General features: G+C 46.4%; 10 protein-coding genes. 2 read left to right on the forward strand and 8 right to left on the reverse strand.

Translation table 11 applies throughout. The features are described from left to right. Position 1 precedes the first annotated feature (1 nt). From BFC18_RS20825 to gyrA, 8 genes are all read right to left on the reverse strand, one after another. Positions 2-256 carry a lipopolysaccharide assembly protein LapA domain-containing protein gene (locus BFC18_RS20825; protein WP_070127693.1) on the reverse strand — a complete coding sequence of 85 codons (255 nt, stop codon included), beginning with the start codon at positions 254-256 and terminating at the stop codon, positions 2-4. A gap of 82 nt (positions 257-338) precedes the next feature. Next, positions 339-2,678, reverse strand: coding sequence for a hypothetical protein (locus BFC18_RS20830; RefSeq protein WP_070127694.1), 2,340 nt, complete (start codon positions 2,676-2,678; stop codon positions 339-341). 222 nt (positions 2,679-2,900) lie between these two features. Continuing rightward, a complete protein-coding gene (ihfB, locus tag BFC18_RS20835) occupies positions 2,901-3,191 on the reverse strand; it encodes an integration host factor subunit beta (RefSeq protein ID WP_070127695.1) in 291 nt (96 codons plus the stop codon). Positions 3,192-3,267: 76 nt separating this feature from the next. Then, positions 3,268-4,938, reverse strand: coding sequence for a 30S ribosomal protein S1 (rpsA, locus tag BFC18_RS20840; protein ID WP_070127696.1), 1,671 nt, complete (start codon positions 4,936-4,938; stop codon positions 3,268-3,270). Positions 4,939-5,069: 131 nt separating this feature from the next. Further along, positions 5,070-5,744 carry a (d)CMP kinase gene (cmk, locus tag BFC18_RS20845; protein WP_070127697.1) on the reverse strand — a complete coding sequence of 225 codons (675 nt, stop codon included), beginning with the start codon at positions 5,742-5,744 and terminating at the stop codon, positions 5,070-5,072. Between the two features lie 136 nt (positions 5,745-5,880). Continuing rightward, positions 5,881-7,161, reverse strand: coding sequence for a 3-phosphoshikimate 1-carboxyvinyltransferase (aroA, locus tag BFC18_RS20850; protein WP_070127698.1), 1,281 nt, complete (start codon positions 7,159-7,161; stop codon positions 5,881-5,883). 3 nt (positions 7,162-7,164) lie between these two features. Beyond that, the gene (gene serC, locus BFC18_RS20855; protein ID WP_070127699.1) at positions 7,165-8,250 is read right to left on the reverse strand and encodes a 3-phosphoserine/phosphohydroxythreonine transaminase; all 1,086 of its coding nucleotides are present in this window, start codon (positions 8,248-8,250) and stop codon (positions 7,165-7,167) included. 89 nt (positions 8,251-8,339) lie between these two features. Continuing rightward, complete coding sequence (gene gyrA / locus BFC18_RS20860) at positions 8,340-11,036, reverse strand: DNA topoisomerase (ATP-hydrolyzing) subunit A (RefSeq protein WP_070127700.1); 2,697 nt, start codon at positions 11,034-11,036, stop codon at positions 8,340-8,342. 356 nt (positions 11,037-11,392) lie between these two features. Between gyrA and ubiG the strand changes: the two genes are divergently transcribed. Next, the gene (ubiG, locus tag BFC18_RS20865) at positions 11,393-12,097 is read left to right on the forward strand and encodes a bifunctional 2-polyprenyl-6-hydroxyphenol methylase/3-demethylubiquinol 3-O-methyltransferase UbiG (RefSeq protein WP_070127701.1); all 705 of its coding nucleotides are present in this window, start codon (positions 11,393-11,395) and stop codon (positions 12,095-12,097) included. 424 nt (positions 12,098-12,521) lie between these two features. Next, positions 12,522-14,852: a class 1a ribonucleoside-diphosphate reductase subunit alpha gene (gene nrdA / locus BFC18_RS20870; RefSeq protein WP_070127702.1), complete on the forward strand. Its 2,331-nt coding sequence runs from the start codon at positions 12,522-12,524 to the stop codon at positions 14,850-14,852. Positions 14,853-14,902: the final 50 nt, after the last annotated feature.

Below are 14,902 nucleotides of genomic sequence, written 5' to 3' on the forward strand. Positions count from 1 at the left end.
TTTATTCTTTCGTCGCCTTGCGTAACCGGCCCCGCACCGCAACGAGCTGAACACGCAAGCTCAGCCAGCTAAGAAGCATCATGAGTAACCCTATCAGGATCCCAATGGACAACGTAACAGCGATTAACGTAGACATTCGCAATTCAGACTGCGCTATCAAATAATTTACGGTCACTAGCGTTTCGTTCTGGGAGCCAATGGCGAACGCCATCACTAACAGGAAAACGATAACAAGAAGTGTGATTATTCCTTTCAACGTAAAAACCTTTGTTTTTCAACTAAGCAAAAGGATAGCAAATTGAAGGAAAACATAATATCAGAATCAGTAAAAATCTACGTTATGCTGTCGCCGCAGCCTGCTTTTGCTCAGCTTTAGCTTTGACCGGACGCAATTTTGCGCGCATCACTGCGCTGTGAAGAGCAGATTCGCTAGTCAAATACAATACATGACTATAAGAGGTCTGCATTACGCTGAAGCGATCGTACATGGGTTTATCGATACGAGAAAGCTGAGCGAGACGCTTTTTAGACATCGCTGTTTCGTGGTTTTGGCATCGTGTAACGTCAACCCTGGTTACGCATAACTCAATTTTATTTTCAGTTAAATGGTTATGCACCTGCTTTCTTAAAGCACCGAAGAAATATTCTTGTTCTGGTAGATAAACCAGCTTGCTATCGGTTTTACGGACGCAATGGACAACATTTGATGAGGTTACTTTTCCCTCGAACATTTCCGATAGCAAACGAGACTTAGGCTTATCGGCGTTTTTATCGGCAAAAAAACCATGCATAGGGACCACATTTTCGATAACAGAAAATGGATATAAATCGCTGCATTCACTAGTCTGATAAAGTGTCTTCAGACGGTTGATTAAATAGCGGTTATTTATACACAAAATGCTGGCAGAGGGATGATGACGAACAGCCAGTTCCCAGGCAAATCGGTGGTTTCTTCGCTGGATTACCGTTAAATCGCGAGATTTAAAGTAGCTGATATTTTTATTTACAAACTGACTAATGCCTGCAGATACTGTATCTCGTTTTGCAGGCAGCTTTAGCCGTATGACCTTTTTGCAAGGCGAAACACCTACAACGCGGTAACGCTGAGACTTGAGTTTGAACTCGGGCACGGAAACCTTCAGTTCTTTCTCAGCTGACGATAATGGTTCAGGCAACTCAATGCACATGCCAGTGGGCGAGATGTCTTTTACGAAAACCTGTTGTGATTTTAGCAAACCCGTTTTAATTGCCCCTTCCTTCTCTAGCAAATATCGGGTTTCGGCACGCCGGTTAAGTTGCTCATCAAAAAGCAGCGAGATTTTCGCCTTCGCGGTGTCTTGCAAAAACTCATCGGGGATAGCTGGCATCGGCAGTCGCTGACTCAGAGCCAGACCGGTCAAACTCTCCGTCGCATTACGATAAAACATGACATGAGAAATCTGCATTAACTGCTCGTTTTCGTTCGAGACAATGTCATGTATGGCAAACGCTTTTTGCTTATCTACGTTACCAACCGGCTGCAAGCGACAGTGTGCGCAATACATTGAGTTATTTGCATTGAGCAGGTGAATAACTTGGGCGATTATGCCAGCTGATTCGAGCTCGCGAATTGTCGCGGCAATTCTTACTTCGCCCTGCTTTGTTTGTATTAACCCTGTAATAACAAATGACTCTGAGTACCTTGCCATCTCAGCCATTATTCTTTTGATAAACTTTGGACGAGTGAGATCTTGAGTGGCAGGTATTCCGCCACTAAACTGCTCGTTCGCAGCCGTGAAAAGCACCGAGAGCGGTGTTACACCTTGCTTATTCACTTGCAAAAATACCGGAACCCAAGGGCTATTATCGAGAATACGATCACGCTCAAGATCTTGCATGGCTCGTTCACTTTCCAGTTCACGCTGTAAAGGCTGTTGGAACGAAGCCATGTTCACATATTTTTTTAGTGCTGCCAGTATTTTGGGTTCGGTACTAGGATGAAGTCGAAAGTGTGTTTCGTATTTTTCGGTATGCTTATTGAATTTAATCGCACTCACCATGTATCTGACAGTCTGCTCTTTGGGTATGCCTGGTACTTCTGGCAAATGAAAACTAAAAACCTCTTTAGAGCTAACTTTCGGCGGGCGCTTACTCTCAAGCGACATACTGTTACTGGCGAACGAAGATACTGTACAGCTACGCCCTTTTTCAAACTCAAGTGAAGAGACGGGAAAATGGGGTGTTATTGCAAGTGCATCACCAAAATTAATGTCATCTAATGTCTGACTTTCTATCGTGAACGCATCAACGATTTTTTTATGGTTTTCTTTTTTAAGGTGATCTTTATAAAAATCAGAATTAGTAATGGATTCAAAAACACCAACAGTATAGCGCTCACGATATAACTCGGACTCTTTTTGCAGAATTCGCGCCCCCACTTTATCAAGCCGCATTTCGATTCCAAAATGAGAAAACTTGAAAACAGGAAATTGTGCAAAGGAGGAATTGTCGGCTGGCGCGTCAGTTAGCGACGTGAGTCTGATGACTTCTTCTTTAATTGTTTTGCGTATAGAAGCAGAAACGCGACCCGTAAACTTGTTCAGGCCTTCGAGCAGTCTGTTATCTTGCTCGTAAGGAATAAGCGCTCTAATGAGCGGCTGATACTGTTTTATGACCTGTTGTTCTTCGGAAGCTGGCATTGTTTTTGTTATTACAGCAAAAAAGTATTAATTAGCACCTTTCTAATATATCGATTATGAGATCGTGGTCAAGTTTTAATCTTATAAATTAGACTTATTGATAAAGATGGTCTACCGCGCTCTTTTTATGCTAATGACGGGATGTGGGAATGCGTGGTTATGCGATTGCAGAATGAAAAAAGAGCAGAAATAAAAAAAGCCGCAGAATGCGGCTTTTTAGAATTAAGCGTTTATGGCGCTATCTACCCGTTCACGTAATTCTTTACCGGGTTTAAAGTGTGGAACGTATTTACCATCAAGTTTAACGGTATCTCCGGTTTTAGGGTTACGCCCAACACGCGGAGCACGGTAATGCAGTGAAAAACTACCAAAACCACGAATTTCGATGCGCTCACCCTTTTGCAGAGTTTGCGCCATCTGTTCCAGAATTTCTTTAATCGCCAGCTCTAAATCTTTTGCCGGGATATGTCGCGCCTGGTCCGCGAGCCGTTCAATCAGTTCCGACTTGGTCATCTAAAACCTCTCTCGTAAAAACATTATGGTACAGCTACTACGGAACGGGTGTGGGTTTAGCACACCCGTATTTGCATTATTCGCCTTTAGCAGCTTTAAATGCTTCTGCCATCGCGTTTGCGAAGCCAGCGTCTTCCTGCTGGTTAACTTTATCGATAGCTTCTTTTTCGTCAGCCTGATCTTTCGCTTTAACAGACAGGTTAACAGTGCGGTTTTTACGGTCTACGCCCATAAATTTCGCTTCGATGCTTTCGCCTACGCTAACAACTTCAGAAGCATCTTCTACACGGTCACGTGACAAGTCAGCAACACGGATGTAGCCGTCAACTTCTTCAGACAGGTTAACTGTAACGCCTTTCGCGTCAACAGCAGTAACTGTACCGTTAACGATAGCACCTTTCTTGTTATCTGTCAGATACTTGTTGAAAGGATCTTCTTCGATTTGCTTAACGCCAAGAGAGATACGCTCACGCTCTGGGTCGACTTGCAGAACAACGGCAGAGATTTCGTCGCCCTTCTTGAATTCACGAACTGCGTCTTCGCCAGTTTTGTTCCAGCTAATGTCAGACAGATGAACCAGACCATCGATGCCGCCGTCAAGGCCGATGAAGATACCGAAGTCAGTGATTGACTTGATCTTACCAGACACTTTGTCGCCTTTCTCGTGAGACTTCGCGAACTCTTCCCAAGGGTTAGCAATACACTGCTTCAGACCCAGAGAAATACGACGACGCTCTTCGTCAATTTCCAGAACCATAACTTCTACAGTGTCGCCTAAGCTAACAACTTTAGATGGGTGGATGTTCTTATTAGTCCAATCCATTTCAGAAACGTGAACCAGACCTTCTACGCCGTCTTCGATTTCTACGAAGCAACCGTAGTCAGTCAGGTTAGTTACCTGACCAGAGATCTTAGTGCTTTCTGGGTAACGCTGAGAAATGTCGTGCCATGGATCGTTGCCCATTTGCTTCATGCCCAGAGATACACGTTGCTTGTCTTTGTCGAACTTCAGAACTTTAACGTTGATTTCGTCACCAACGTTTACGATTTCACTTGGGTGCTTAACGCGCTTCCAAGCCATATCGGTGATGTGCAGAAGACCATCTACGCCACCCAGATCTACGAACGCACCGTAATCAGTCAGGTTCTTAACGATACCCTTGATTTCGTGACCTTCTTCCAGGTTAGCCAGCAGAGTTTCACGTTCTGCGCTGCTTTCTGCTTCGATAACTGCACGACGAGAAACAACTACGTTGTTACGCTTCGCATCAAGCTTGATTACTTTAAATTCAAGCTCTTTACCTTCCAGGTGAGTAGTGTCGCGTACTGGACGTACGTCAACCAGAGAACCTGGCAGGAACGCGCGTACACTGTTAACTTCAACAGTGAAACCGCCTTTAACTTTACCGTTGATAACGCCTTTGATAGTGGCTTTATCTTCGTAAGCTTTTTCCAGCTCAACCCAAGCTTCATGGCGCTTAGCTTTTTCACGAGACAGGATAGTTTCACCGAAACCGTCTTCTACCGCGTCGAGTGCTACGTCTACAGAATCGCCAACAGCGATTTCTAATTCGCCTTCAGCATTTTTGAATTGATCAGCTGGGATAGCACTTTCTGATTTCAGGCCTGCATCAACAAGAACGATGTCTTTGTCGATAGAAACTACGGTACCTTTAACAATCGAACCAGGGCGTGTTTCTAATTCCTGGAGGCTTTCTTCAAAAAGTTGTGCAAAATTTTCAGTCATAAGTTCAGTTAATTTATTCAGTTTAAAACCACATTACAGTCCGGCTAACGTGGGGTTACTAACAAAAGTCGTCACATCCTGTGTCGACATATCACAAAAAACGGAAATACAAATAAAGGTAACGCTGTTTATCAACGTACCTTTGTTCTTACAATTTCCATCGCTTTTTCAAACACCTGGGTAATATCCAGATGCGTGGAATCTATTACTACTGCATCTTCTGCCGGTACCAATGGCGCTACTGCGCGTTGGGTGTCTCGTTCGTCCCTAGCTTTGATATCGGTTAAAAGGCGCGCAATGTTAACATCCATGCCCTTATCTTTCAACTGACTATATCTACGCTCCGCGCGGGCTTCGGCGCTGGCAGTCAGAAAAAGTTTTACCTGTGCATCAGGAAATACAACAGTACCCATATCGCGACCATCTGCGACCAGTCCAGGTTCTTGCTGAAACGCTCGTTGACGTCGAAGCAATGCCTCGCGAACACGAGGTAATGCTGCTACCTGTGAGGCAACCGCCCCAACCTGCTCGGTACGGATATCGTCTGTGACATCCTCGCCCTCAAGGATGATGCGACTGCTTTCGCCGTCGGTCTCGAAACTCACATCAAGACCGGTTGCCAACGGCACAATAGAAGGCTCATCGTCTACCGGGATATCGTGATGTAGTGCGGCTACAGCCAGCACGCGATATATAGCACCACTGTCGAGAAAGTGCCATTGAAGTTCTTTTGCAAGCAAACTGCTCAGGGTTCCTTTACCAGCTCCACTCGGTCCGTCAACCGTGACGACGGGGATCAGTTGCATAGCTGCTCCAGTTATAAAAAGGTTATAAAATCGCGCGCAATTATACGCGCCCTGAGTAGATTAGCAATGCCACCTTCCAGGAAGATGGCATTGCGATTCAGGGCGTTTAGTTAAAATGACAGAAGATGTAGAACATTTAGTGACAGATTGTTGCGAATCTGTCGAAGTAGTCAGGGAACGTTTTTGCTGTGCAGCCAGGATCGTTGATAGTCACAGGCGTATCACTAAGCGCAACGAGTGAGAAACACATGGCAACGCGGTGATCGTTGTAAGTATCAATGGCTGCGTGGTTCAGCGTCGTTGTTGGCCATACTGTTATGTAATCATGGCCCTCTTCTACCTTTGCACCTAACTTTTCAAGTTCTGTTGCCATCGCATTCAGGCGATCTGTTTCTTTTACCCGCCAGTTATAGATGTTACGAATGGACGTCGGCCCTTCTGCGAAAAGCGCGGTAGTAGCAATGGTCATCGCTGCATCTGGGATATGGTTCATATCGAGGTCGACACCTTTCAGCGGTGCACCAGTCACAGTGATAGATTCATCATCCCACTCCACCTTAGCGCCCATAGCCTCAAGCACATCAGCAAAGCGAATGTCACCCTGTATACTTTTGCTACCAATCCCCGTGACTTTTACCGTCCCGCCCTTAATCGCGCCTGCAGCAAGGAAATAAGACGCTGACGACGCATCGCCCTCAACCATAAAACGTCCTGGCGCTTTATAAGTTTGATTGCCCTTCACTTCAAAACTCGCGTAATCGTTGTTAACCACGTCAATACCAAATTTCGCCATGGTATCTAAGGTAATATCGATATACGGCTTAGAAACAAGCTCACCTTTAATTTTGATCAACGTATCAGATGCAAAGAGCGGCGCGGCCATCAGAATCGCGGTAAGAAACTGACTGGAAACACTCCCGTCCACCGACACTTCATCTGCCGATAAACTACCGCCGGCAATACGCAGAGGTGGGTACCCCTTGTTTTTCAGATAGGTAACATCTGCACCGGCTTCAAGTAATGCATCAACAAGATCGCCAATCGGGCGTTCTTCCATGCGCGGCTCGCCAGTAAGGGTAACCAACACATCACTGGCTGCCAGTACCGCACAAAGCGGACGCATCGCGGTACCCGCGTTACCTAAAAATAACTCTGTTTCGCCGGTCACTTTAAATTTACCGCCGATACCCTGCACTTTGCATTCGGTTTTACTGTCGCTCAGTTCATAACGCACACCTAGCTTTTCCAGTGCCACGAGCATGTGACGAATATCGTCGCTGTCCAGCAAATTGGTGAGTGTCGTTTCACCATCAGCCAAAGCAGCAAGTAACAAGGCGCGATTAGACAGGCTTTTCGAACCAGGGACGTTTACTTCACCGTCAATACGGGAAATCGGTTGTAAGGTTAACTGCTCCATAACTTACCCGTTTTCCTTTTCAAACTGTTTCATAAATTCAACCAGCGCAGCAACACCTTCCACTGACATGGCGTTATAAATACTGGCACGCATACCACCTACAGAACGATGGCCTTTCAGCGCTTTCAGGCCAGCAGCATCAGATTGTTCAAGGAACTTCTGGTTCAGCGAGTCATCAGCTAAGTGAAAAGGTACGTTCATGATAGAGCGGTTATCAGGATGTACTGGGTTGCTGTAGAAGTCACTACCATCAATAGCTCCATATAACAGCGCCGCTTTTGCTTCGTTGCGCTGCTGCATGGCAGTTAAACCACCATTGCTTTTCAGCCATTTGAATACCAGACCAGCCAAATACCATGAGAATGTCGGCGGTGTGTTATACATGGAGTCATGTTTCGCCATCAGTTCATAATCGAAAATTGATGGTGTTTCCTTACGGGCTTTACCAATCAGGTCATCACGAACAATTAACACTGACAAACCTGATGGACCGATATTTTTTTGCGCGCCAGCATAGATGATACCGTGTGCAGACACATCGAGGGGTTTTGACAAAATGCAAGAGGACATGTCTGAAACCAGTGGTACGTTTCCAGATTCTGGTAACCAGTCAAAGGCAACACCATCTACTGTTTCGTTAGGGCAAAAATGCAGGTAGGCAGCTGATTGGTCAACGTCAGCTTCCGTCACTTTAGCCACAGCCTGCAGGCCATCTACTTCAATGGTTTCCCCAATGACTTTGGCGTTGTTGTATTTGGCAGCTTCGGCAACGGCACCTTTAGACCATGAACCGGTAACCATGTGTAAAGACGTGTCTGAAGAAGTCGAAATGTTAAGCGGTACAGAGGCAAACTGTCCACGGCCACCGCCGTGTGCGAATAACACTTTATAATTTTCAGGCACATTGAGAAGATCGCGCAGATCTTGCTCTGCCGTAGCGGCAACCTCGATAAAGTCTTTACCGCGGTGGCTCACTTCCATTACTGAACAGCCTGAATCACGCCAGTTAAGGAATTCCGCCTGTGCTTGTTGCATGACCTCTGCAGGCAGCATGGCTGGACCTGCACTGAAGTTAAATACGTTACTCATAGATTTTTTCAACACCTGTAAACACAACAAGCGGCAAAAGCCGCTTGTTGAATAAGAGTTAAAACGCGTTTTTTACAAAGCGCGTAGACTTATTCTTCTGTCGTTGGCTTATCGCTGTCAGAAACAGCGGCATCATCGGTTGCTGATGCTTCAGCGTCTGCGGTGTTCTCTTCACCGTCTTCAAGATCGATGTCTTCGTCGATCACTTCTTCAATGCGTTGCAGCCCAACTACTTTCTCTTCTTCAGCGGTACGAATAAGACGTACACCCTGGGTGTTACGGCCTACCGTTGAGACTTCACTCACACGCGTACGCACCAGCGTACCCATGTCGCTGATCAACATGATTTCGTCAGACTCATCTACCTGAACTGCGCCAACCACTTTGCCGTTACGCTCGGACACCTTGATAGATACCACGCCTTGAGTCGCTCGACTCTTCGCTGGGTAATCTTCAAGCGGTGTGCGCTTACCGTATCCGTTTTCTGTGGCTGTCAGAATAGCGCCATCACCCTGTGGAACAATCAGTGACACAACGCGCTGGCCTTCTTGCAGTTTGATACCGCGAACACCCGTTGCAGTTCGGCCCATAGGACGTAGTGCCTGGAGTTCTTCACCGGTTTCAGGATCACGCTTGATTTCACCAGTTTCTGAATCGCGGAGTTTTTCGTTAAAACGAACCACTTTACCTTCATCAGAGAACAGCATGATGTCGTCATCACCATGGGTGATCGCGACACCAATCAATTCGTCACCGTCGTTCAGGTTAACGGCAATAATACCACTGGATCGCGGACGGGAATACAGGCTAAGGTCAGTCTTTTTCACGGTACCGTTAGCGGTAGCCATGAGTACGAATTTACCTTCCTCGAATTCTTTAATCGGCAGAATGGCTGTAATACGCTCGTCATTCTCCAGCGGAAGAATATTAACGATGGGTTTACCCCGCGCATTACGGCTGGCGAACGGCAATTGATATACCTTCAACCAGTACAGGCGACCGCGGGTAGAGAAACACAGAATGTGGTCATGGGTATTGGCTACCAGTAGACGCTCGATGAAATCTTCATCTTTCATCTTGGTCGCTGACTTACCTTTACCACCGCGGCGCTGCGCTTCATATTCACTGAGTTTTTGATATTTCACATAACCTTCACGGGAAAGCGTCACTACTACGTCTTCCTGTTCGATGAGATCTTCAATATCAATGTCATGACTGGCTGCGGTGATTTCTGTACGACGTTCATCACCGAATTCATCACGGATTTTTTCAAGTTCTTCGCGAATCACTTCCATCAGGCGCTCAGGGCTTCGCAGGATATGCAGAAGCTCAGCAATGATCGCCAGCAATTCTTTGTATTCGTCGAGAATTTTCTCGTGTTCCAGACCTGTCAGCTTGTGCAGACGCAGATCAAGAATGGCCTGAGCCTGTTGCTCGGTGAGGAAGTATTTGCCGTCGCGGATACCGAATTCTGGTGTTAACCAGTCAGGACGCGCTGCATCATCGCCCGCGCGTTCCAGCATGTCTGCCACGTCGCCCAGGTTCCAACCCTGTGCAACCAAGGCTTTCTTGGCTTCAGACGGACTTGGCGAGGCTTTAATAAGCTCAATGATAGGATCGATGTTGGTCAGCGCAATCGCCAGACCTTCAAGGATGTGCGCGCGATCACGGGCTTTACGGAGTTCGTAAACCGTACGGCGGGTTACCACTTCACGACGGTGAAGGATAAACGCCTCAAGCATTTCCTTGAGGTTGAAAACTTTAGGCTGGCCGTTATCCAGCGCCACCATGTTAATACCGAATACCGTTTGTAACTGGGTATTGGCATAAAGGTGGTTCAGCAGCACTTCCGCCGATTCGTTGCGCTTAACTTCCACAACAATACGCATACCGTCTTTGTCAGACTCATCGCGCAGCGCCGAAATGCCTTCAATACGTTTTTCTTTCACCAGCTCGGCGATTTTTTCAATCAGACGGGCTTTGTTGACCTGATACGGGATCTCGTTAACAACGATGGTTTCTTTACCATTACTGTCAGTTTCGATTTCCGCCTTGGCGCGCATATAAATCTTGCCACGGCCAGTACGGTACGCATCATCAATACCTTTACGGCCACTAATCATAGCGGCAGTCGGGAAGTCAGGGCCCGGAATGTATTGCATCAAATCTTCGATAGTGACCGAAGGATCTTCTATTAAAGCAATACAGCCGTTGATAACTTCGGTCAGGTTGTGTGGCGGAATGTTAGTCGCCATACCTACCGCGATACCAGAAGAACCATTTACCAGCAGGTTAGGTACTTTGGTTGGCAGTACGTCAGGAATTTGTTCTGTACCGTCGTAGTTCGGTACGAAATCAACGGTTTCTTTATCCAGATCTGCCAATAACTCGTGGGCGATCTTGGCCATACGCACTTCGGTATAACGCATTGCAGCGGCAGAGTCGCCGTCTACAGAACCGAAGTTCCCCTGCCCGTCGACGAGCATGTAACGCAGCGAGAAAGGTTGTGCCATACGTACAATGGTGTCGTATACCGCACTGTCACCGTGAGGGTGATATTTACCGATTACATCACCGACCACACGGGCTGATTTTTTGTATGGTTTATTGAAGTCGTTTTTGAGTTCGTTCATCGCGAAGAGTACACGACGGTGAACCGGCTTGAGGCCGTCTCTTACGTCAGGCAATGCACGCCCAACAATAACGCTCATCGCATAATCGAGATAAGAGTTCTTCAGCTCTTCCTCAATATTTATGGGCAGAATTTCTTTAGCGTTATCAGTCATAAACTGCTATGTCCCTTGATTCAAGTTCAAGCGTATCCAATATCACGCACCACCAGGTGTTGAAACCTGGTAATAAATGCAGCTAAGAACAGCGCTTTCTTATTATGGGTTTATCTTGAGGAGCCGGTTGACCCGCTCATAACCTCCTCAGGTAATCATTGAGTGTATCACTGGATGACAGATTTATGTAGCGCTTAATCAGTGCAATCAGGACAGTTGTGCCTGAGCGTCTACTTTTCGTTCAGTTAACGATGTTTCACCGACAAAACATGCCTTTTCACTACCGGTTGATGTAACCTATTACGCTGATTGTTTTCTTTCTTTTATTTTCCTTAATAACGGTACAGAGCGTTTTCATGAGCAACGTCGACGAGCAAGAAATTGCCAAATTCAGTGAGCTGGCCTCGCGCTGGTGGGACACGGAGAGTGAGTTCAAACCACTGCATTTAATTAACCCTTTACGTTTGGACTTCGTTCAGCAACATTGTGACGGCCTGTTTGGTAAAAAGGTGGTCGATGTGGGCTGCGGCGGAGGCATTCTTGCAGAATCCATGGCAAAACTGGGTGCAGAAGTCTCTGGTATTGATTTGGCCCAGGCGTCCCTTGAAGTTGCGAAACTTCACGGTCTTGAATCTGGTGTGAGTGTTGATTATCAATGTATCAGCGCAGAAGAGTTCGCCGCCCAGCATCAAGGCGAATTTGATGTTGTGACCTGTATGGAAATGCTTGAACACGTACCCGACCCTGCCTCTATTGTTGCAGCGTGTGCGCGTCTGGTTAAACCAGGAGGCCATGTTTTTCTGTCCACATTAAACCGCAACGTCAAATCCTGGTTGATGGGTATCGTGGGCGCAGAATACATTTTGAATCTGGTACCGAAAGGTACTCATCAGCACGCCCGCTTTCTTAAGCCTTCAGAATTAATGGCAATGACCGATAAGGTAGATCTGCTGCCACGAAACACCACTGGCTTGCATATGGATCCCTTAAGCCGTCAATTTTATCTTTCAGATAAAAACGTCGACGTTAACTACATCGTTCATACGCAAAAAGCTGACTAGAAAACACAACATGTAGTGCCGATGAACATAATCTGCGCTACATGTCGTATTTGTGAGCAGTCATACTCGTTGCGGTTAAAATTTTTTAATTGCAGATCAAAAAAGTAAAAAACGGTTGCATTTGGCTGATTTGCCATTTGATTGCCTGTATTTGGTTAGTCTTCACTAACCATTTTTATTGCCTAGTTTGATCGCTGGATTTACCACCAGATATTGGGTTGCATTAACACGTAAACCTCACTATCTTGTGTCTTGTCCGACGGGTGTTTTATAACGAAAAGTGAGTAACAAAACACAGGATCCCGCCAGGCAGTAGGGATCTCTGCTGGATCAGGCTTTCAGAGCTAAATTACGTCAAATAATTACAGTGAAAACGGGTATTCATCCCGTCATTCATGCGCTAACAAACTAACGGCCAGTACAAATGAACAATAACTTGTATGTCACTAAACGCAATGGCGAAAAAGAAGCTATTGAGTTAGATAAGATCCACAAAGTCATTACGTGGGCAGCAGAAGGACTCAACAATGTTTCTGTTTCCCAGGTAGAACTCAAAGCCCAGATCCAGTTTTACGACGGTATTAAAACCGGCGAGATCCACGAAACCCTGATCAAATCAGCGGCCGATCTTATTTCTACTGATGCACCAGATTACCAATATCTTGCTGCGCGTCTCGCTATTTTCCACTTACGTAAAAAAGCATACGGCCAGTTTGAGCCGCCAAAACTTTTCGACCACGTGAAGAAAATGGTTGAGCAAGGTAAGTACGACGAACATTTGCTGTCTGACTATAGCCAGGCAGAATTCGAAGCCATGGATGATTTCCTTGATCACTGGCGTGATATGACTTTCAGTTATGCTGCTGTTAAGCAATTGGAAGGCAAGTACCTGGTTCAGAACCGCGTTACCGGCGATATCTACGAAAGTGCGCAGTTCCTTTACGTACTGGTTGCGGCATGTTTGTTTGCAGACTACCCGAAAGAGACCCGTCTTGATTATGTCCGTCGTTTCTACGATGCAACGTCAACATTTAAGATTTCTCTGCCAACACCTATTATGTCTGGTGTGCGTACGCCTACCCGCCAGTTCAGTTCATGCGTACTGATTGAAACTGGCGATAGCCTTGATTCTATCAACGCCACAGCCAGTGCCATTGTGAAATACGTGAGCCAGCGTGCCGGTATCGGCGTAAATGCGGGTCGTATCCGCGCACTGGGAAGCCCAATTCGCGGTGGTGAAGCATTCCATACTGGTTGTATACCATTCTACAAGTATTTCCAAACGGCAGTGAAAAGCTGCTCTCAGGGTGGTGTTCGTGGTGGCGCAGCTACCCTGTTCTACCCACTCTGGCACATGGAAGTAGAATCTCTGCTGGTACTTAAAAATAACCGTGGTGTCGAAGAAAACCGTGTACGTCACCTCGACTATGGTGTTCAGTTCAACAAGCTCATGTATCAGCGCATGATGAAAGATGGCTACATTACTTTGTTCAGCCCGTCTGACGTGCCGGGCCTTTATGATGCTTTCTTCGCTGATCAGAACAAGTTCGAAGAACTGTACATTAAATACGAACAGGACGACTCCATTCGCAAGAAGCAAATTAAAGCCATGGAACTGTTTAGCCTGTTCATGCAAGAACGTGCTTCTACGGGTCGTATTTACCTGCAAAACGTTGACCATTGTAATACGCATAGCCCATTTGATCCGGCTGTTGCTCCTGTGCGTCAAAGTAACCTGTGTCTTGAAATCGCCCTGCCGACCAAACCACTGGAACACGTGAACGATGAAAACGGTGAAATTGCCCTGTGTACACTGTCTGCGTTTAACTTAGGTGCGATTAAATCGGTAGATGAATTTGAAGAACTGTCTGACCTTGCCGTACGTGCACTCGACAGTTTGCTGGATTACCAGGACTATCCTGTTCCAGCGGCATATCACGCAACGATGAACCGTCGTACACTGGGTATAGGCGTAATTAACTTCGCTTACTATCTGGCGAAAAATGGCGTTAAGTACTCTGACTTCAGTGCAAATCCGTTGATTCACCGCACATTCGAAGCCATGCAGTATCACCTGCTCAAAGCCTCTGTGAATTTGGCAAAAGAGAAAGGTGCGTGTCCGAAATTTAACGAGACGACTTACGCCAAAGGCATTCTGCCTATCGATACTTACAAGAAGGATCTCGACGCCATTTGTAACGAACCGTTGCACATGGATTGGGAAGGCCTGCGTGCAGAGATGATGGAGCACGGTCTGCGTAACTCTACCTTGTCTGCGCTGATGCCGTCTGAGACGTCTTCTCAGATTTCTAACGCGACAAACGGTATTGAACCACCACGTGGTCACATCTCAATTAAGTCGAGCAAAGACGGCGTGCTTAAGCAGGTTGTACCTGAGTATGAAAACCTGAAAGATGCCTACGAGCTGCTGTGGGATATTCCTTCGAACGACGGTTACCTGCAACTGGTGGGTATTATGCAGAAGTTTATCGACCAGACAATCTCTGCCAACACCAGCTATGACCCGGGCAAATACGAAAGCGGTAAAGTACCGATGAAGCTGTTGCTGAAAGATCTATTGACAGCATACAAGCTAGGTGTAAAAACCCTGTACTATCACAATACCCGTGATGGCAACACAGACACCAGTTCTATGGAAGTTAAGCAGAGCCAAACTCAGCCCCAGAACCAACAAGCACAAACTGCTGTCATCGAAGAAGATGACGACTGTGCCGGCGGTGCATGTAAAATCTAACGGTATTAGCCAGGACGCATGTCCTGGCATTCGCTTTCTAACCGGTAATA

This window comes from Alteromonas confluentis, assembly GCF_001757105.1.
In the GTDB taxonomy this organism is placed as follows: domain Bacteria; phylum Pseudomonadota; class Gammaproteobacteria; order Enterobacterales; family Alteromonadaceae; genus Alteromonas; species Alteromonas confluentis.